We start from the raw sequence: 19,506 nt of genomic DNA, 5'->3' as shown, positions 1-19,506 counted from the left end.
CATACCCAATAACTCCGTTGATATGTAATTTTATGACTTAACTATATATGCTATTTAATAATCAACACAATAAGATATGAAAAGTATACTCACAATTCTCGTTTTTTTAGTGACATTCGGTTCTGCATTTTCTCAGACTGGGGAGGATAAGCACCCCCTTCTCACGGATAGATTTATAATTGGAGCTGGCTGGTATTTTCCAACCAGAGATATAAAAGTGGAAGTAGCGGGTGATATCGAAGGTTTGGAAGATATAGATTTTGACGAGACCCTTGGTCTTAGTCAAGGGGATAACACCTTTAATTTTGTTTTCTTTTGGAGATTTTCCAAGAATAAATTTTGGTCTGTACGCGGAGAGTCTTTTAGTGTTGGGAGTACAAGAAATGTTATCCTGGATGAAGAGATAGAATGGGAGGATATTACTTATCCCGTAGGTGGTGAAGCCGAAGTGTCTTTTGGGGTTGCCTTATACAGAGTCTTCTTCGGGAGAGTTATAAGTTCCGGACAAAAGCATGAGTTAGGTGGAGGGCTTGGTATACACGGACTTAATGTCAAGGCTTCAGTGGAGGGCGAAGGCTTTGTTGGAGATACATCAGCTGGCTTTGAGAGAAGTGAAACAGAGGCATTTCTACCCTTACCCAACATTGGGTTTTGGTATACTTGGGCACCTACGGACAAATGGGCATTTTCGGCTAATTTAGACTGGTTTGGTATTAAAATTGATAATATATCCGGGGGTTTATGGAATGTTAGTCCTGGGGTTACTTACCAGATTATAAGAAATCTTGGGGTGAATCTTAATTATGAGTTTATGAACTTTAACGCGGATATTGACGGGACTGATTTCAGAGGTAGTTTTGATTTGACATTCAGTGGCCCTTCAATACGTGTTATGGGTAATTTTTAGATCAAAGCAGATTTAATTTTCCTTATAATTTTGGTGATGAAGAATTATTTATGGCTTTCCTTTGTGCCATTTAGCATGGGGTTGCCTAACTACTCATTTTATTTGATTACACTTTGATTTTTTTATCAAAAGTAAAATAGTGACCTTTTGGTTATTGATCATAAAAAAAGAATTCAACATCTTCTCTTTTTTGTATTTTCACGTCTTAATATGTCCAAAAACACTATAAAATGAAAGACATTCTTACAATTGTTATTTTTTTGGTGACATTCGGTTCTGCATTTTCTCAGCAAGAAGATGATAAGCATCCCCTTCTCGCGGATAGATTTATAATAGGAGCTGGCTGGTATTTTCCGGCCAGAGATGTGAAACTGGGAATTGAGGGCAGTGTCGACCTTGAAGAACAGGAAGAAATCGACTTTGACGAGACCCTTGGTCTTGAAAAGGGGGAGAACACTTTTAATTTCAATTTCATGTGGAGATTTTCTAAATCCAAATTGTGGTCTGTACGTGGTGAATCTTTTAAAGTTGGGGCTACAAGAAATGTAACATTAGATGAAGAGATAGAATGGGAAGATGTTATTTACCCCGTAGGTGGAGAAGCCAAGGTGTCTTATGAGATAGGTTTATACAGAATCTTCTTTGGCCGGGCAATTAGTACAGGACAAAAGCATGAGTTAGGAGGAGGACTGGGTATTCATGGGCTTAATGTCAAGGCTTCTGTTGAGGGTAATGCTATTATTGATGGCCAGTCGGCAGGCTTTGAAAGGAGTGATGTATCAGCATTTCTTCCCCTACCCAACATTGGTTTTTGGTATTTTTGGGCTCCTACAGACAGGTGGGCATTTTCGGCTAGTGTAGACTGGTTTGATGTAAAAATAGATAATATATCCGGGGGTTTATGGAACGTTAGTCCGGGGGTTACTTTCCAGATTATCAGGAACCTGGGAGTGAATGTCAATTATCAGTTTTTAAAATTTAATGCGGATATAAATAAGGATAGTTTTAAAGGTAGTTTTGATTTAAAATTCAGTGGCCCTTCAATACGTGTTATAGGTAATTTTTAGATCAAAGCAGATTTAACTTTCCTTATAAATTTGGTGATGAAGAATTATTTATGGCCTTCCTTTGTGCCATTAAGCATGGGGTTGCCTAACTACGCATTTTATTTGGTTACACTTTGATTTTTTTATCAAAAGTAAAATAGTGACCTTTTGGTTATTGATCATAAAAAAAGAATTCAACATCTTCTCTTTTTTGTATTTTACGTCATAATATGTCCAAAAACACTATAAAATGAAAGGTATTCTTACCATTGTTGTTTTTTTGGTGACATTCGGTTCTGCATTTTCTCAGCAAGAAGATGATAAGCATCCCCTTCTCACGGATAGATTTATAATTGGAGCTGGCTGGTATTTTCCGGCCAGAGATGTGAAACTTGGAGTAGAGGGTAATATCAGCATAGGTGAAATAGAAGAATTAGAAGACATTGATATAGATCGGACACTTGGTCTTAATGAGGGGGATAAAACCTTTAATTTTAATTTCTTGTGGAGATTTTCCAAGAATAAATTTTGGTCTGTTCGCGGAGATTATTTTAGAGTTGGGACTTCAAGAAATGTTATCCTGGATGAAGAAATAGAGTGGGATGAAATTACATATCCCGTAGGTGGAGAAGCCAATGTGTCTTATGAGATAGGCTTATACAGAATCTTCTTTAGACGGGCAATTAGTACAGGACAAAAGCATGAGTTAGGTGGAGGGCTTGGTGTACACGGACTTAATTTCAAGGCTTCAATTGAGGGCGAAGGCTTTGTTGGAGGTACATCAGCTGGCTTGGAAAGGAGTGATATATCAGCATTTCTTCCCCTACCCAACATTGGTTTTTGGTATATTTGGGCCCCTACAGACAGGTGGGCATTTTCGGCTAGTGTAGACTGGTTTGGTATTAAAATTGATAATATATCCGGGGGTTTATGGAATGTTAGTCCTGGGGTTACTTTCCAGATTATCAGGAACCTGGGAGTGAATGTCAATTATCAGTTTTTAAAATTTAATGTGGATATAAATAAGGATAGTTTTAAAGGTAGTTTTGATTTAAAATTCAGTGGCCCGGCCTTGCGCATTTTAGGTAATTTTTAAATCCAAGCGGATTTAAATTTTACGCATAAAACCAATGATGAAGAATTATAATCGGATTCCCTTGGTGATTCAAAACCCAACGTTGATTAGCTGCTTCTAATATTTGGTTTTGTGTCTTGAATTTTTTAATTAAAATGAAATAGTACCACTGTAGTAATAGATGATAAAAAAAATTAACAGGTTGACATTTTTTGTAATTTAGCACATTAATATAAACGTAAATAAAAAATACTCAAAAATGAAAACAAAAACTATTTTGCTCGTTATTGGAATGACTTTAATGATGAGTCCTGCATTTTCTCAGTCTTTTGATGATTACCTGGAGGTTGTAAGAGATGTATTGAATACCGAAAAGAAAGCAGCAGTAGCAGAAACTATGGCACTAAGTGAGGCTGAGAGTGGTGCATTTTGGTCGCTATACAATGAATACAATGCAGAACTGTACAAGGTCCATACAGAACGAGTGAATATAATAAAGGATTTTGCGGCCAATTATGAGTCAATGACAGATGAAAAAGCCGATGACCTTGTGAAACGTTCATTGGCTTACCAGACAAAACTACTCAAGCTAAATAAATCCTATTTCAAAAAGTTTAAGAAAATTCTACCTGCCACAAAAGCAGCACTTTATTTTCAGGTTGAAAGCAAGATTGATGATTTAGTTAATGCCTCGCTGGCATTGGAGATACCTCTTGTTAATACCAATTAAACTAAATGATAAAAGTGTTCTATTTGTTATAGGTCTTCTTATATTCTCATTTACTGGATATATTTAAATTTGGCTTATAACAAATAGTACATTTAATGGTGCTTGATCTGATCACTCAAATCAATACCTATAGCTATAGATATCTTTGAGTTTAACCTTATCGCCCTTCACATTGATTATTTCTAAATCGTAACGGATAGTTATCGCAGTACCTGGCGGCGCATAATAGTAAATGATCCAGGCATCGGATTCTCTCGTTCCAAGACAGCCATTGGAACTTGCTTTACCTAAGGTTTTAGGGTTGGTGGTTGGATGTATCATCTGCCCATTTCTAATCCCGTTTATTTCAGTTTCAATCCAGGGAATTTGAGGCATTAAAGTTCTTTTATTATCATCTCTTTTTGTTATATAAAAGCGCTTTTGGTCTACAGGGTTATAAAATTTAGGATTTCTTTCCAGACGGACAATTTCTCCCCTTCCGGTTATTGTTCTTAAGTCGGTGATTTTATCACCCATGGCCAGATATTTTTTCGTGTTTTTTCCTACTCTAACCGGAAAGGTAAATAGCAAGGCAGTATCCTGATAAATACGAAGCTTAAACTCGGGGATATTTACATCGAGATGCGTTTTTTTAAAAGAATCTATAATACAGGCTGCCGACAGGGAATCCGGGATCAATATGGAGTCCGGGGATTTTAGAACTAACAGTTTCCGCTGATCATACACAAAAGAATCCCGTGCTATCATTCGATAGTAATCTGTATTGGCGAGGGTATCTATTATCCATGGATTGGCACGAACCAGAAGGTGTTCTGTAAGAGGGTAAGAAACCAAAGAGTCATAGGCATTCACCAGGGAGTCCATGTATTCAAAATACTCACTAATAGCCACATTACGGGTTATGTGGATCCATCTGACTGCCATAAGCTTTTTTGTTGAATCTCCTGCATGTACAGTCGAGCTCATTTGAGATACGCTCAACGGCCTAATAAAGCTAATGGCAGGTTTTACTGAAGCACATATACATAAAATTGAAATCCCAAGAAGAAATACAGGTTTGAAGATCATCGCTCTTGCTGTTTAGTTCAATTTTCTTTTGCCTTAGAATCACCAGAGACAGTATAAAATTACTGCTCAAATGAAGATAAGACAATGAGTAAGATCAGTCCGTACATATGACTTATATCATTTATGGAATAGAGTATTAAAGGTATATTTGAAGTATATAGTCTACATGATAAAAAACACCTATGAGTACGGTAAAACGAAGTTTGGGTGGAATAAAACAATTCTTTATAGAAATAGGGGAGCTGGCATATTTTGCAGGCCGCTTTTTTAAAGAACTGTTCAGGCCTCCTTTTGAGTTTAAGGAGTTGCTTAGACAGTGTTATCATATGGGTAACCGTTCCCTGGTTCTTGTATTGGTAACGGGGTTCATTATTGGGTTAGTCCTTACCTTACAATCCAGGCCTACGCTAATTGAGTTTGGTGCTGAATCCTGGATGCCTAATATGGTGGGGATTTCTATTGTTCGAGAACTGGGTCCTGTGATTACTGCGCTGGTTTGTGCAGGGCGAATTGCTTCAGGTATCGGAGCCGAATTGGGTTCCATGCGGGTTACTGAACAAATAGATGCCATGGAAGTATCAGGAACAAATCCGTTTAAATATTTGGTCGTGACAAGAATCTTAGCAACTACTCTTATGCTTCCATTGCTTGTAATCATGGGAGACGCCATTGCGTTATACGGATCTGCACTGGTTGAAAATTTTAAAGGAAACGTCTCTTTCCAGCTCTATTTTAATCGTGTTTTTGACGCCTTGGATTATCGGGATTTGGTTCCTGCAACTATAAAGTCATTCTTTTTTGGTTTTGCAATTGGACTGGTGGGATGTTTTAAGGGCTATTACAGTAAAAAGGGAACCGCAGGTGTAGGTTTAGCAGCCAATACTGCTGTGGTCTTTACATCCATGTTTTTGTTTGTAATAGACTTTATAGCTGTTTTAATATCTGATATATTTTACGATTTGTGATGTTACAAGAAAAAGAAAGTTCCAATAATACTGTGGCCAACGAAAGTGAAGTCATAATCCATATCAAAGATCTTTATAAGCGCTTTGGAAAGAACCATGTACTCAACGGCTTTAATATGAAACTGTACAAGGGGGAAAATTTAGTGGTCATGGGAAAATCGGGTTCAGGAAAATCTGTAATGATCAAATGTCTTGTAGGATTAATGCAACCCGATAGTGGTTTTATATCGGTTATGGGAAATGAGATTAAATTATTGGATAGGCCAACCCTGGATATTCTTCGTTCAGAAATTGGATTTTTGTTTCAGGGAAGCGCTTTGTATGATTCTATGACAGTAAGGGAAAATTTGGAATTTCCTATGCGACGGCATAAAGAGAAACTTGGTGATATCTCAGATACAACTCCTTTGGTACTTGAGGCTTTAGAGAGCGTAGGTCTTGCAGACGCTATAGATTTAATGCCGGTAGAACTTTCCGGTGGAATGAAAAGACGTGTGGCATTGGCGCGTACCCTGATTCTCAGACCTAAAATTATTTTATACGACGAACCAACCAGTGGTTTGGATCCCATAACTGCGAAAGAAATTATTGAATTAATGCGAAGTATTCAAAAAAAATATGGTACATCTTCCCTGATCATTACGCATGATGTGGACTGTGCACGTGTAATTTCAGAACGTATGATTCTACTTGTAGATGGTATTAATTACGCCGAAGGTACTTATGATGAACTTGTTAAATCTAAAGACCCTAAGGTAGAAGCATTTTTTAAAAAATAACGATATGGAAAAAACAAGCCTGGAAAAACTAAGATTGGGCATTTTTGTGATCCTGGGAACGGCATTGCTGGTATTTGCAGCCTATGTGATAGGAAACAGACAAAATATGTTTGGTAACACTTTTACGATCCACGCCGTTTTTAAAAATGTAAATGGCCTTGAAAAAGGCAATAATGTGCGTTACTCAGGAATAGGTGTTGGTACTGTAAAAGATATAGTAATGGAAAATGACTCTACTATAGATGTAGTAATGGTCATTCAGGATAATATGTTGAAGCATATTAAAAATGATGCTATAGCTACTATAGGCTCTGATGGCCTGGTGGGCAGCATGATTGTAAATATTGTTCCCGGAAGTGGAATGGGAGCAATGATAAAGTCTGGAGATGAAATTGTTTCTTATAGTCGTATTGGCGCTGAAGATATGATGAGTACCTTAAATGTAACTTCTGAAAATGCAGCACTGCTAACTGCCGATTTGTTAAAAGTTACAGCAGCTCTTACGAAAGGAAAGGGTACCTTAGGCCGCCTACTTAATGATACCCTAATGGCTCAAAATCTTGAACAGACCATCTTGAATCTGAAACTGGCTAGTGCCAATGCCAATAATACGCTGAAGGAAGTGAATAGATTTGTAGACGCAGCCAACTCTGAGAATTCTGTGGTTGGTGTCTTATTGCGCGACTCCCTGGCCGGACTTGAAATAAAACAAATTATTCACAATCTTGAGTCCGCCAGTTATAGGATGGAGAAGTTGACAGTAAATTTGGATAGTGTGGTTACCGGTATTTCGGAGGGGGAAGGAGCTTTAAATTACTTAACCAAAGACACTGTTTTGGTCCAACGGCTCGAAGCAACCATGAAAAGTATAGAAGAAGGTACAGCAAGGTTTAATGAGAATATGGAAGCGTTTAAGCATAACTTTTTAACCCGCGGTTATTATAAAAAAATGGCCAAGGAGGAACAAAAAGCTGCAAAAAAGGAGCAGAAAAAAAATTGAATGGAATTTATGTAATGCTCATTCTCATATATAAGGCTGTCTTACTATAGTCTTCCATTTTTCGGGTGCAGCCCTCCTAATATCTGAAAGGTAGATTTCATGATGCTTTCCCGAAAGCTTGTGCCCATCATTTATTATGCAGTCATGAACTTTTTTAATAGTAGGTCCTTCTTCCGAAAATGGCCCAATATGTAAAGTTTGTGCCGTTTTTCCTTCAGTAAAAGCTTCAAAACGAATTTTAGATAATGCTTTTGGGTTCTTTTTTTTTCTAACCTCTTCTGTGGCGATAGCTATCAATTCATTGGTCACCACTTCCGGTTGCATAATCATAGCGGTCCATTTCCAATCTTCCTTTTTGTTTTGATCAAATTTTGACATATCGTCCACCCACCAAAGTCCCTCCAGTGGCATAACGCCATAGTCAATCTTTTGTTTTCCTTTTTTAATCATAAATTTTAGGGTATAGGATAGGGTATACAGCGCCTCTATCGCTTCTTTATACGCCAAGGAAGTATTTGGATCTCCTGCGCCGTCTATCATCAAAAAGTTCATTATAGGGACATCTCTAAATTCAATTTTTTTTTGAGATGGTTTGTAGAGATGTTTCAATTCTTTTTTGTAATCAATCTTGTCCATCTTATGGTCGTTTTGAGGTGTATATCTATTAATTTTAAAAATAGTCAGGCTCTTTTAATAGAACCTTCTTATCCAACTCAGGTCTAAGGACCGTTTTGTTCAATATTAAGCCGTCTTTTGTCTTTTAGGGCCCAGTAGATACCTTTGACTCCGGCAACCCATTGGTCATATAAATAAATGAGTGTAATTTCTTCAATAGTTTCTAAAACACCTATAATTATCATTGTATAAAATAACCAATAAACAGGACCAAAGAATAACAACCAGAGTATAAATACCCCTTGAATAACAGCGGATAATTTGGCCAGATAGGTATGAAAAGCGGTGGCTTTACCATATTTTTTATACGCAATTATCATTTGCAGAATGTAGGGTACAAAAGCAATTAAAATCAGAGGGTAGTTCTCCTGCATAAAATCGGGCTCAAATTTTATCAAACCTATCAAACCAACCACCAGCGTCACTTGGTCCCCATAAGAATCCAATTGTGAGCCACGTGCACTGGTAATCTTAAGTTTTCTTGCTAAAAAACCGTCAATAGCGTCAGTGGAATAGCTAACAAGCAAAAACCAGCTAAATAATTCTCGTTCATTAAGCCATATTAAAGTAAGCAAAAAGGGTACGGCAGCTATCCGATAGAATGAAAACCAATCTGCGATATTGAAATCTCTGAATCTTGCCATATCCTGGTATTTAAATTCCCTTACGGGTACTTTTAAAGATCTTACATAAAACTAAATCTGGTGCCTATAGGTTATATTCGAAGGATATCCGTTGGAGTTTCGACCAAAATGGTGATTTTTCCACGGAGCGCAATCGGTTGTTTCATAATTTCGGGATTGTGTCTTATCATTTTAATCCAATCTTCAGAAGAGAATTCATGAGGTTCAAATTTGGAAGTATAGGCCGGATGATTTTGATTAACTAAATCTTTTACTTCTATACCTAACCTATCTGCCAATTCCGCTATTTGTGTTCCGGTGGGTGGTGTTTTTAGAATATCTATCTCTTGTACGGGCCAACCTTCAGATTTGGCGTAGGCCAAAGTCTGCTTCGCCCTTTTGGATTTAGAACTATAAAACAGGGTGATTTGTCTGTCTGAAGTAGCTATTTCACCCATAAGCTTGGTTTTTATTGAGTTTAAGATAAAATTAGTCCATTTAATCATTTGTAAAAATGACAATTATCATATAGCCGTTTTCTTACGGAATATGACTTAGGTCATTTTTAGTTGTTTTTCTTTTTGCTAGATTCATCTCGTTAATTCAATTAATTCAAAATGCGTATCCTATGAAAACCATACTCTGTGCCACGGATTATTCGGATAATTCAATTTCAGCATTGAAGTTGGCCAATGTGTTTCGCAAAAAACTTGATGCCGAGCTTCATGTTATTCACGTATTTGATATTTCAGCAACTTTTATTAGTACCGTGAGTTTGGCATATGCCAGATTAGAGGAGGCTGCATTTAATAGTCACCGGGAAAAACTAGATGCTTTTTGCTGGAAGTATTTAGAAATGATGGAGGGTGATAAGGGTCCTGTTATTCATGTGGTTGAGAATAGTATCGAGTCTGATGGTATATTGGTAAAGGCTGAAGAAATAAGCGCCGAGCTCATATTTGTCGGGATGACAGGAAGTAATATTGTAAAAGACTTATTTATAGGAAGTACAGCCACTGCTCTGATAGAAAAATCTCCTGTACCTGTATTGTCTGTCCCACAAAATTCCAGGCTTTCAGGGCCAAATACCATTGTATACGCAACGGCCTTTGAAGAAGCAGATGTCCTGGCCATTGAAAAGATTTCTGAGTTTGCATCCGTCTTTGATACTGAAATTAAATTAATACACGTTTCAACCAAAAATGAGTACGCTGCAGAAGATCAAATGCTTTGGTTCAAGGAGTTGCTTAAGGAAAAGGTTGCTTATAAAAATATCAGTTTTGAATTTAGATTATCAGATGATATTTTCAACACCTTAAAAGACTATTTAAAGGAGGTAGATGCAGATATTCTGGCAATGTTGGAAAGAGAAGGTCACACCTTAATTCCGAATCTTTGGCATTTTGATCTCGTAAAACGAATGAAATTGGAGCGGCTGGTTCCATTGTTAAGCTACCAAAAAAATAGTATTGGAATTACATGATAATTGATTGCCATTAACTCTTTATTAATCTTATTAAAGATATTTACTCGCAAAACTTATCGAAAGAGATAATTTGATTCGGTCAAAACCTAAACAAGGCATTCATAGAAATGTTTTTAACCTGCATTTCTTCCTTTTCAAGAAAGAAGACATTTCCACCCTGGAGAAAGGTGCATATGGCAGCCATATTTAATAAGGAGATATTTCGCATTTCTTTTCGGGAATCAAGAATTAAGCACCCTTTAGAACTGTTATAGGTGCCAAAAACATCTTCTTTTTGTTGTACAAAAAGGGTATCTATTTTTCCTTTGACAGCTGCCGGAATAATTTCTGAAAGTTGCCAGGAAGTTTTTGTAGTATGAAACTTATCAATAAACTTTGCCAGTTTTTCACGCATTGTCGTTTCAAAATAATATTGAACCAAACCCCAGGATTCTTTGTGTAACTGGTTTGCACCTTTAAATTCAGGATCTCCACTTAGATTGGTATCCCATAATTTATGGTATGAATTTATTTTCTTGTAAATAGGGTACAACTCATCGGTACATGCCAAAATCAAAGGAGTCTTTTTATTTGATATTATTTTAGCAACCCCTTGATTAACCTTTCTAAAGAAGCTAACCAGCTCTTTTTTTTCGTCTTCCTTACCTTCTCCCTGACCATGAAACGACCCTGCCGGATACATCATATGACCTGTTCTGTATTGTAACATATTTTGCTCAAAATCATAACCCACAACTTCTTCTAACTGTTTGGGAATTATTTTTTTAATTTGAAGTTCCCTGAAGTTATTTCTGGAACCCTTATATAATTTTATATAGTCCCGGCTTAGTTCCAGGAGATAGTAAATACCGTTGTTGTGAAACAAGGGGAGCAACGGAATTAAATAAAAATGATCGGCAACATAGGTTTTTATTTCAAAGGAAAGAGGTAATTTATAGTATCTGATCCCATTCTCTCTATCTAAAAATATTGCCAGACCTTCTGAAGGATTTCTCCATAAACTTAGATCAAAAATAAGGTTTCGGATTGGTTTAAGATAGGTATTAATTTTAGTTTCATGCATTCCATATTCAGCCAAAAGCGTATGTACTTTTTTCAGACAAGATTTTAAATTAGATTGCCCCATACCTTCATTTTGCTCTTTCCCTTTTTTATACATTGGCAGATAAATGGAAATGCAATGCTGGTCCTTTATTGCAGCTAACTGCTCAAAAGTTTTTTTTGTAAATGTGTGTGCTAAAAAATTATTCATGATCTTAATTTTCGCCAATTTATTAAATGATGTAGAAATCTGAAATGACAAGGATCAGGGGAGTAATGTTAATTCATGATTTTGGATGCAAATGTGTCTTAAGCATAAGAAATTCACTTACGTTATTAACATCAATTGCACCAACAAGTTTGTTGGTTTTGTCGGTTACAGGAAAAAAGCGTTGCTTCTCAGTATTGATCATTCCAAAAAATTCTTTTAACTCATCAGTGGCTTTCATGGTCTTATATTTTGTGTTCATAATTGCCTTCACTTTAATTGAACCATTTTGAGCATTATTAAGAATGTTTTTATGATTTAAAATACCTGCTATTTCCCCATCTTCTGTAACTACAAAATCCTTTTCTGTACCTGCTAATATTATCTCAAAAACATCTTCAAGATTATTTTCAGGATGCAGTAGCGTAATATTAGTCAACAAGGCTTCCTGTACAAAATGACCTTCAACCAGGGATTTCTGTTTGACCATTTGATTTTCACTATAGGCAGCTAGAAAAATAAAGAGTGCAATTAGTATCAGAAAGGGATTGAAAAAAAGACCCAGCATGAAAAAAACAACAGCTAAAGCCTGCCCCAATCCTGCGGCTATTTCAGTAGCTCTTGCTCTATCCATAGTAAATGACAATAAAGCGCGAAATACACGACCACCATCCATTGGGAAAGCTGGAATTAAATTAAAAACTACCAGCATTACATTGGCTATGAAAAGATAAAATAAAAGTGTCTCCAAAGTTGGTGCCGATAATAACTGCATCAAACTATCCGCATCCAGTCCAAAATAACTTCTCATGGGGACGACCATATAGAGTAGTATTGCAATTATCACATTTACAGCAGGCCCTGCCAAAGCTACGATCAATTCTTGCTCTGGTTTCTCAGGCATTTTTTCTAAAGATGCCACGCCACCAATAGGCAATAACGTAATTTTTTTAGTACTTATATTAAATCTCCTCGCAGTTAGGGCATGTCCTAATTCATGTAGTATCACGCAAAGGAAGAGCAACAAGATTAAAATTATATTCATCAAGGCTGTATTCGCAGTTCCACCTCGTTGTATATCAAGAAAGACTACCCATATCAATAAAAGAGTAAATGTCCAATGCACCTCTATTCTAATTCCGGCAATTTTTCCGAGCTTTAATACACCCTTCATTTGTTGATTTTTCATGAAAGTATTTAGATATGGGAATTTTAGCAATGACCAATGTCATTACATCATTATTATTTGAGTTGTAATTTTAGAGATAGTACCCTTCAAATCATCTCTTATGAACACTTTAAAGGAAGATAAATATGTACTCCTGGACGATATAATTTCGATCTGGGATCAAATTTTCACTATAGCTCCTTTGGTCTTAATTGGGACAAAAGAAAAGCAAGGTTATGATCTTGCGCCAAAACATATGGCAATGCCCTTAGGCTTTGGCAATTATTTTGGGTTTGTCTGTACCCCAAGGCACAATACATTTAGTAATGTGTTGGCCACTGGCGGTTTCACGGTTAGTTTTCCAATCCCCGACCAAATAATCACAAGTTCTTTGAGTGCCAGTCCGCGAATGGAATGTATTTCCAAATCGGAAGGCATAGTTAACGCCTTGCCTATTTTAAAAGCACCTTCTATGGATGCGCCTATACTAGCCGATGCCTATTTTTATTTGGAGTGCGGGTTACATAAAATTATTGATGGCTTTGATGATTATAGTATTATTACGGGAACAATTAAGGCTGCTTATGCCCATAGAGATTATATAAAAGTTTCGGAAATGGACGAGCAGGAACAAATTTTAAAGAACCCCTTACTTGTATATATCGCCCCAGGTAGATTTGCTAAGATCACGGAAACATATGACTTTCCCTTTCCAAAAAATTTTAAGCGATGAAAAACCCGGAGAAAATAGCGGCTGCGGCGCAAGAATATCTCTTGACTCATAAGGAACAGATGATTCTCTTTTTAAAGGAATTGGTTGGTATGGAAACCCCCTCTGACAAAATTAATTCCCAGCACCAAATATTGGCTTATTTAAGAGATAGATTTACTGCTATGGGTTATTTGGCAATTCATGTATCCGGTAAAAATACCGGCGGTTACTTGTATGCAAGGCCCAAAATTAGAAAGAAACATTTACCCCTTCAGCTTTTGATAGGTCATTGCGATACCGTTTGGCCCTTAGGGACAATAGAAAAAATGCCCCTAACTTACATTAGAGGTAAGATAAATGGGCCAGGTGTTTATGATATGAAAGCTGGTATTACCCAGATGGTTTTTTCCCTGATGGCGATCAGGGAGCTGAATATAACACCAAAGGTTGAGCCTGTAGTATTTATAAATTCTGATGAAGAAATTGGAAGTAGAGAGTCTACTTATGCCATTAAAAGATTAGCAAAACTTGCGAACCGGGCCTATGTTTTGGAACCCCCTTTAGGATTAAATGGAAAATTAAAAACAGCGAGAAAGGGCTTAGGCCGTTTTACTATAACAGTTCGCGGAAAGGCAGCACATGCCGGATTAGATCCTGCCAAAGGGGTGAATGCCATAGTAGAATTATCACAACAGGTCCAGAAGCTTTACGCTATGAATGATCTGGACAAAGGGATTTCAGTAAATATAGGCATGATCGAAGGGGGTATCTCACCCAATGTCATTGCACCTTTAAGTAAAGCCGTAATTGATGTTAGAGTCCTTAAAGTTGAAGATGGGGATGTGATAACAAAAAAAATAAAAGCCTTAAAGCCTATACATAAAGATGTTGAAATGGAAATTGAAGGGGGGATAGGCAGACCGCCGATGGAAAAAACTCCCCGTAATCAGCATTTATGGAAATTGGCAAAAAAACAGGGACAAGAATTAGGACTGGACCTTGAAGAAGCAACTGCCGGGGGAGGTTCAGATGCCAATACAACCAGCCTCTTTACTGCTACTCTGGATGGCCTTGGAACCCCTGGTGATGGTGCGCATGCAGCGCACGAGTATATTTTACAAAATAAGCTTGTTGAAAGAACAGCACTTTTGACACTCTTATTGTTATTAGAACCTTTAAATGAAAAAACATGAACCATCAATTTATTTATACGTCATTAACCAGAATTTCTGATTTGGCTGAAATGGAATTCAACATTGAAAAACTTCACAGGGAACATTGGGAAACCGGCGATTATGTTGTAAGTAAGATCCTGGATCCTGGAAGTAACACCTTGAATTTGGAGCTTACAACCGGCAGAATGCGGGGAGTAATTGGAGGGGAGTCAGTCGTTGGTGCACTGGGAGAGCGTTTTGCAACTCTTGAAGCGACAGGGACATGGCGTAAAGTTAAATCCGACCTTAAGATGAATGTTTTAACCGGAGCTGGTTTGATGGGAAAATTAACCTCAAAATCTATTTTTTTGCCAAACATGATGGAAGTAGATTATACAGGTCATGCATTCAGAAATGGCAAAAAACTTAGTATGAACGATTTTGTGGAAACAGTTGAGCCAATCCCGTTTAATACACCGGTGATCCTATTTGTAGGGACTTCCATGTCTGCAGGAAAAACAACTTCTGCCAGAATAGTGGCCAACCTTTTTAAAGTTGCCGGATACAAGGTAGTTGGCGCTAAGCTGACCGGTGCCGGACGTTATAAAGATATTCTGGCCATTAAGGACGTAGGGGCAAATGCGGTTATGGATTTTGTGGATGTTGGGCTGCCATCTTCAATTTGCCCGGCAGACGTTTACAAGACAAAGTTAGATCAGCTAATGAGCAGAATCGAGCATCAAAATGCTGATGTAGCTATTATTGAGATAGGTGCATCGCCTTTGGAGCCCTATAATGGAGATCTGGCTATTAACGCTTTGAGAGAGCATATTAAATGTACGGTTCTTAGCGCTTCGGATCCATATGCTGTATACGGTTTAATGAAAGCCTTCGAGATTATTCCGGACATCGTAACCGGGATTGCATCCAATACGCTGGCAGGAGTTAGTATGGTTGAAAAACTTTGTAATGTTAAGGCTCTGAATTTAATTGATTCTTCAACTTCTGAGGAGTTAAAAGAGGTGCTGTCGGCAAAAACGGGTTTTTCTTTATCAGGAAAAAGGAGTGTTTATGGTTAACACGCCCATAAGCTGATAAATATCATACTGAAATAATTTCTTGAGTTTTATCTTAGAAATGAAAAATAAAATTAGTTTAAGCATGAAAACTTCAGAAAAGAATATTTGTCAGAGTTGTGGTATGCCAATGAAGAATATGACAGATTTTGGAACGGATAGAGATGGAAGTATAAATACGGAGTATTGCCATCATTGTTATGAAGAAGGCCAGTTTATCGATCAGGGGATTAGCCTTGAAGAAAAAATGGCCAGGAATATTAAGATTGCCGAAAAACTCGGAATGTCAAAAACTACCGCTTCTAAATTAGCCAGGAATACACTTCCTAAATTAAGGCGTTGGAGGAAATCAAATAAAGCCAAACAGAAAAGAGAATAACGCTGAAAAGCTAACCATGGGAACAGTTTCACTTAATGAACAACGAAGATCACGCTTTACACTCCTTCAGGTTATGGAAGGAGTAGAGGGAATACTTATAATTATATCTGCCTTTTTAACCTTGTTTTTTAAACCATTAAGAGATCGCTGGGGATTGAGCCACAAGGAGGCCAATTCTCCATTTCCTGGAGATCATTTAGTACCACAGCCGCGCTCAGAGTTTGTTCACGCCATAGAAATAAATGCCCCGGCAAAATTGGTCTGGCCATGGATTGCACAAATAGGGCAGGGAAGAGGTGGTTTCTATAGCTATGAGGCATTAGAAAATATATTTGGCTTGCAAATCTATAATTCGGATAAAATTTTACCTGAATTTCAACAACTCAAAATAGGCGATTTAATTCCTTTTAGTCCAAAGGATACTTACCCTGTTGTAATTTGCGAACATGGAAAAGCTTTGGTCATTGAAAATTGGTATGATTTAAATAAAAATTCTGTTTACAATCAGGCTTTAGAATCCCCAATGAATTATTTGCATCTAAGTTGGTTGTGGATGGTAGAACCAATTGATGAACATAGGTCCAGATTTATCTCCAGAAATAGAGTAGATTACAGCCCTTCCCTCAAAAACAGTTTGCTATTTGGACCCATGGCCGAACCTATTGTGTTTGCTATGGACAGGAAAATGTGTTATGGTATAAAAAGAAGAGCGGAGAATTTATACAGGACTACTCTGCAATAGTCATTCATTCCTTTAGGCACTTTATTAACTCGGAATACGATAGGCTTATGAAAATAGATATACTCCCGGTAGTTCCTAAACCTTTTATAATGCTCTTACCACTTGCAGGAATGGGTTTATTTGTTCTACTGTATATTTTGGCAGCCATAAATTATCCGGGAGGTTCATGGATAGTAATAGATCAGGAAGGATTCAATTTTTGGAACAATTATCTCTGTGATTTATTAGACCGTAATGCCATAAACGGTGAACTAAATCCTGCGCGTTTTTTTGCCAGAGCTTCGCTGGGAGTACTTTGTATAAGCCTGGTTTTATTATGGTATTATTTACCCGGGTTATTTTCGAATAAAAGCATCAATCTCATTGTTATGTGGTTGACTGGGATTTTGGCATTACTGATTACAATGTCTCTCACATCAGGAACTCATGATATTACAGTTCGTATCGCAGGAATTTTTGGGGTAATAGCCTTTATAAGCTGTTTTGTTGAGCTGTATAAGGCGAAATATTTCTCACTTGTAATTTTAGGGCTTGTATGTCTGATAATTTTTTTGGTTAACTATTATATTTATGAAACCGGGACCTTTATAAGAAGCCTTCCCGTTATTCAAAAAGTCACCTTTTTTTGCTTTATTCTGTGGTTTGCTTTTCTGGATATAACCTACTACAAATATTTAAAATTTAAACACGATAAAATTAAGGTTAGCCACAAATAAAGTGCTAGATATCAAGCCTTTCACAAAATTAGCAAAGGCATTTGCATCAATGTTTTTTGAGGTGTAAATGTTTTGTTTCAGGGCATTTATTTCGTAACTTGAAAAGACGGGTATTTTAACCTGAAGGAGGTCTTTATCTTCTATAAGCATTGAGAAGAATAAGCTTAATATGGGTTAAAAAAATAAACGAAGAGCAGATCTAAGGACTTTTTTACGAGAAAACAAAAATAATTTAAAACTTACATTATGAGCGCATTATTCGTATTTACCATAGTATTCTTACTTTTTCTGTTGGCAGGAATAAGAATTGTTTTTGAATATAAAAGAGCATTAAAATTTCGATTCGGAAAGTATATGAAAATACTAAATCCGGGATTCAGGTGGATAATACCTATCGTAGACACAATCCAAGTTGTGGATATAAGGGTCATCACCATAAATATCATATCTCAGGAGGTAATGACTGAAGATAATGTACCCTGTAGTATAGACGGAGTGGTTTTTTTTAAGATCTATGATCCTGAAAAGGCAGTTCTGGAGGTTGAGGAATTTTCTTTTGCCATTACACAACTTTCTCAGGCGGCTCTGAGAGATGTATGTGGAAAAGTAGAACTGGATACCATTTTATCAAAACGTGAAGAAATGGGTAAAAACATTAAGAGCATTGTTGAGCAGGAAACTCACGAATGGGGTATTGAGATTATAGATGTAAAAATCAAGGATATTCAGTTGCCTGAAAATATGAGGCGCATGATGGCAAACCAGGCTGAAGCCGAAAGATCAAGAAGAGCAAGAATCATTTTAGCACAGGCAGAAGAACAGGCTGCGGGCAAGTTACTGGAAGCAGGGCTACAAATAGATAAATCACCTTCTGCAATTAAGTTGAGGCTATATCAAACATTATCCAATATTGCATCGGAGAAAAATTCTACAATACTCTTTCCGTTTCCTGAAGAGGTATTACCGAAAAAATCTAAAAAAAAATCGGGCAAGTAAAACAGATTATGGAGAAGGAGAAGCTTCCGGATCAGGATTGTGAATCAATGATCTCTTGTGTATAATCTCTCTTTGTATTGGGTGATTGACTAAGTATTATAATTAGCACTCCCAGGATAGTATAAGAGAAGTGGAGGTTATTATAAGCAATTCCAAAGTAAAGTTGCATATTAATCCAAAGAATTAATAAAAGTCCTATGTAAAATGAAAAGGTACAGGACCAGTGGAATTTCTTATCCCAATTGATCTTCTGTGCCCAATTCAACTTTTTTCTGGTCAGTAACCCATACAAAGTAATTAAGGGTAAAAGACCTAAAAATACAAACAGGAACAATCCGGGGATCAAAAAATTCTTAAATGGGGCACTTTCAAGTATATCCGTAGGAAGACCAATACCCTTGCCAGAGGGGTCACTAATAAGACTTAACGCCGCAGGTACAGCACTAATGGCCTGAAGAAATATTAAAACTATGAGGAGATAGCTAGAAATTGATCTTTTCATTAGTATTATGTATGATTTTTATACAAATAGCCAATTCCCCATAAACCATAAATGGTTATTAATGATAAAGTGATGGGAAAGGAAATGTATTTTTCGGGGTTCAATACAATCGCGTTAGTTTCGATAGAAATAGTATATAGATGAACGATAGGCCAATAAACGGAAATAGCCAAACCACCAAACATAAAAAAAGCCCCCCATTTTTTTCCTTTAATTAGTCCCAGTATTCCAAGTACCAGCATGGGGATATAGATTATTGTATCTCCAAAAGCGAAGCCCTTGGCAAATGCTATTCCAACTTTACCAATTTCTTTTTCTGATTCTTGTAAACCCAGATCTATGGCTAAATCATAATTTATTAATGATAAGGTTTGGCCTACGATCAAAAAGAGAATTAAAACAATTGCCGTTGAAACTAAAACCCAAAAACCGATACCTTTTTTATTATTCATGACTTG

Annotated in this window: 23 protein-coding genes; 15 read left to right on the top strand and 8 right to left on the bottom strand. The window is 36.9% G+C overall.

Going from position 1 to position 19,506, the window contains the following annotated elements:
- Positions 1–76 precede the first annotated feature (76 nt).
- From ABJH90_RS11135 to ABJH90_RS11120, 4 genes are all read left to right on the top strand, one after another.
- Positions 77–907 carry a hypothetical protein gene (locus ABJH90_RS11135; protein ID WP_348139316.1) on the top strand — a complete coding sequence of 277 codons (831 nt, stop codon included), beginning with the start codon at positions 77–79 and terminating at the stop codon, positions 905–907.
- Positions 908–1,137: 230 nt separating this feature from the next.
- Positions 1,138–1,974, top strand: a complete 837-nt coding sequence (locus ABJH90_RS11130) for a hypothetical protein (protein WP_348139313.1) — start codon at positions 1,138–1,140, stop codon at positions 1,972–1,974.
- A gap of 229 nt (positions 1,975–2,203) precedes the next feature.
- Positions 2,204–3,049 (top strand): hypothetical protein, encoded by an 846-nt coding sequence (locus tag ABJH90_RS11125; RefSeq protein WP_348139311.1) that lies wholly within the window; start codon positions 2,204–2,206, stop codon positions 3,047–3,049.
- 238 nt (positions 3,050–3,287) lie between these two features.
- Positions 3,288–3,758: a hypothetical protein gene (locus tag ABJH90_RS11120; protein ID WP_348139309.1), complete on the top strand. Its 471-nt coding sequence runs from the start codon at positions 3,288–3,290 to the stop codon at positions 3,756–3,758.
- Between the two features lie 120 nt (positions 3,759–3,878).
- Here the strand turns inward: ABJH90_RS11120 and ABJH90_RS11115 are convergent, their stop codons facing one another.
- Complete coding sequence (locus ABJH90_RS11115; RefSeq protein ID WP_348139307.1) at positions 3,879–4,724, bottom strand: L,D-transpeptidase; 846 nt, start codon at positions 4,722–4,724, stop codon at positions 3,879–3,881.
- 284 nt (positions 4,725–5,008) lie between these two features.
- On the opposite strand from ABJH90_RS11115, the gene ABJH90_RS11110 reads away from it, so the two are divergent.
- From ABJH90_RS11110 to ABJH90_RS11100, 3 genes are read left to right on the top strand one after another with little or no spacing between them, the layout of a single operon-like run.
- Positions 5,009–5,791, top strand: coding sequence for an ABC transporter permease (locus tag ABJH90_RS11110; RefSeq protein WP_348139305.1), 783 nt, complete (start codon positions 5,009–5,011; stop codon positions 5,789–5,791).
- Positions 5,791–6,570: an ATP-binding cassette domain-containing protein gene (locus tag ABJH90_RS11105; RefSeq protein ID WP_348139303.1), complete on the top strand. Its 780-nt coding sequence runs from the start codon at positions 5,791–5,793 to the stop codon at positions 6,568–6,570. The genes ABJH90_RS11110 and ABJH90_RS11105 overlap by 1 nt, the downstream gene beginning before the upstream one ends.
- Before the next feature lie 4 nt (positions 6,571–6,574).
- Positions 6,575–7,570 (top strand): MlaD family protein, encoded by a 996-nt coding sequence (locus tag ABJH90_RS11100; RefSeq protein ID WP_348139301.1) that lies wholly within the window; start codon positions 6,575–6,577, stop codon positions 7,568–7,570.
- A gap of 24 nt (positions 7,571–7,594) precedes the next feature.
- On the opposite strand, the gene ABJH90_RS11095 is transcribed toward ABJH90_RS11100, so the two are convergent.
- From ABJH90_RS11095 to ABJH90_RS11085, 3 genes are all read right to left on the bottom strand, one after another.
- Positions 7,595–8,206, bottom strand: coding sequence for a GyrI-like domain-containing protein (locus ABJH90_RS11095; protein ID WP_348139299.1), 612 nt, complete (start codon positions 8,204–8,206; stop codon positions 7,595–7,597).
- 83 nt (positions 8,207–8,289) lie between these two features.
- Positions 8,290–8,889 (bottom strand): CDP-alcohol phosphatidyltransferase family protein, encoded by a 600-nt coding sequence (locus ABJH90_RS11090; protein ID WP_348139297.1) that lies wholly within the window; start codon positions 8,887–8,889, stop codon positions 8,290–8,292.
- Between the two features lie 71 nt (positions 8,890–8,960).
- Positions 8,961–9,326, bottom strand: coding sequence for a hypothetical protein (locus ABJH90_RS11085; protein WP_348139295.1), 366 nt, complete (start codon positions 9,324–9,326; stop codon positions 8,961–8,963).
- A gap of 170 nt (positions 9,327–9,496) precedes the next feature.
- Between ABJH90_RS11085 and ABJH90_RS11080 the strand changes: the two genes are divergently transcribed.
- The gene (locus ABJH90_RS11080) at positions 9,497–10,351 is read left to right on the top strand and encodes a universal stress protein (protein ID WP_348139292.1); all 855 of its coding nucleotides are present in this window, start codon (positions 9,497–9,499) and stop codon (positions 10,349–10,351) included.
- 82 nt (positions 10,352–10,433) lie between these two features.
- Here ABJH90_RS11080 and ABJH90_RS11075 read toward each other — a convergent pair whose 3' ends face one another.
- On the bottom strand, positions 10,434–11,606 hold the full coding sequence (locus tag ABJH90_RS11075) for a hypothetical protein (protein WP_348139290.1): 1,173 nt from the start codon (positions 11,604–11,606) through the stop codon (positions 10,434–10,436).
- Between the two features lie 73 nt (positions 11,607–11,679).
- Positions 11,680–12,792: a site-2 protease family protein gene (locus tag ABJH90_RS11070; RefSeq protein ID WP_348139288.1), complete on the bottom strand. Its 1,113-nt coding sequence runs from the start codon at positions 12,790–12,792 to the stop codon at positions 11,680–11,682.
- A 100-nt stretch (positions 12,793–12,892) separates the two neighbouring features.
- On the opposite strand from ABJH90_RS11070, the gene ABJH90_RS11065 reads away from it, so the two are divergent.
- The 7 genes from ABJH90_RS11065 to ABJH90_RS11035 all read left to right on the top strand — a co-directional run bounded on the left by ABJH90_RS11065 (position 12,893) and on the right by ABJH90_RS11035 (position 18,546).
- Entirely contained in the window at positions 12,893–13,504 is a 612-nt protein-coding gene (locus ABJH90_RS11065; protein ID WP_348139286.1) for a flavin reductase, read from the top strand.
- Positions 13,501–14,676, top strand: a complete 1,176-nt coding sequence (locus tag ABJH90_RS11060) for a M20 family metallopeptidase (RefSeq protein ID WP_348139284.1) — start codon at positions 13,501–13,503, stop codon at positions 14,674–14,676. Before ABJH90_RS11065 ends, ABJH90_RS11060 begins: the two co-directional genes overlap by 4 nt.
- Positions 14,673–15,716, top strand: a complete 1,044-nt coding sequence (locus ABJH90_RS11055) for a hypothetical protein (protein ID WP_348139282.1) — start codon at positions 14,673–14,675, stop codon at positions 15,714–15,716. The genes ABJH90_RS11060 and ABJH90_RS11055 overlap by 4 nt, the downstream gene beginning before the upstream one ends.
- An 82-nt stretch (positions 15,717–15,798) precedes the next feature.
- Positions 15,799–16,092 carry a zinc ribbon domain-containing protein gene (locus tag ABJH90_RS11050; protein WP_348139279.1) on the top strand — a complete coding sequence of 98 codons (294 nt, stop codon included), beginning with the start codon at positions 15,799–15,801 and terminating at the stop codon, positions 16,090–16,092.
- Between the two features lie 16 nt (positions 16,093–16,108).
- On the top strand, positions 16,109–16,834 hold the full coding sequence (locus ABJH90_RS11045) for a hypothetical protein (protein ID WP_348139276.1): 726 nt from the start codon (positions 16,109–16,111) through the stop codon (positions 16,832–16,834).
- Positions 16,835–16,881: 47 nt separating this feature from the next.
- Entirely contained in the window at positions 16,882–17,550 is a 669-nt protein-coding gene (locus ABJH90_RS11040) for a hypothetical protein (protein WP_348139273.1), read from the top strand.
- Between the two features lie 246 nt (positions 17,551–17,796).
- Entirely contained in the window at positions 17,797–18,546 is a 750-nt protein-coding gene (locus ABJH90_RS11035; RefSeq protein ID WP_348139270.1) for a slipin family protein, read from the top strand.
- A gap of 31 nt (positions 18,547–18,577) precedes the next feature.
- On the opposite strand, the gene ABJH90_RS11030 is transcribed toward ABJH90_RS11035, so the two are convergent.
- Both ABJH90_RS11030 and ABJH90_RS11025 read right to left on the bottom strand, forming a co-directional pair.
- Positions 18,578–19,048: a hypothetical protein gene (locus ABJH90_RS11030; RefSeq protein ID WP_348139268.1), complete on the bottom strand. Its 471-nt coding sequence runs from the start codon at positions 19,046–19,048 to the stop codon at positions 18,578–18,580.
- Positions 19,049–19,053: 5 nt separating this feature from the next.
- Positions 19,054–19,500 (bottom strand): hypothetical protein, encoded by a 447-nt coding sequence (locus ABJH90_RS11025; RefSeq protein ID WP_348139266.1) that lies wholly within the window; start codon positions 19,498–19,500, stop codon positions 19,054–19,056.
- Between the last annotated feature and the right edge of the window lie 6 nt (positions 19,501–19,506).

Source organism: Eudoraea sp. (assembly GCF_039969275.1).
GTDB lineage: Bacteria > Bacteroidota > Bacteroidia > Flavobacteriales > Flavobacteriaceae > Eudoraea.
This window is presented reverse-complemented; position numbering and strand designations above follow the sequence as displayed.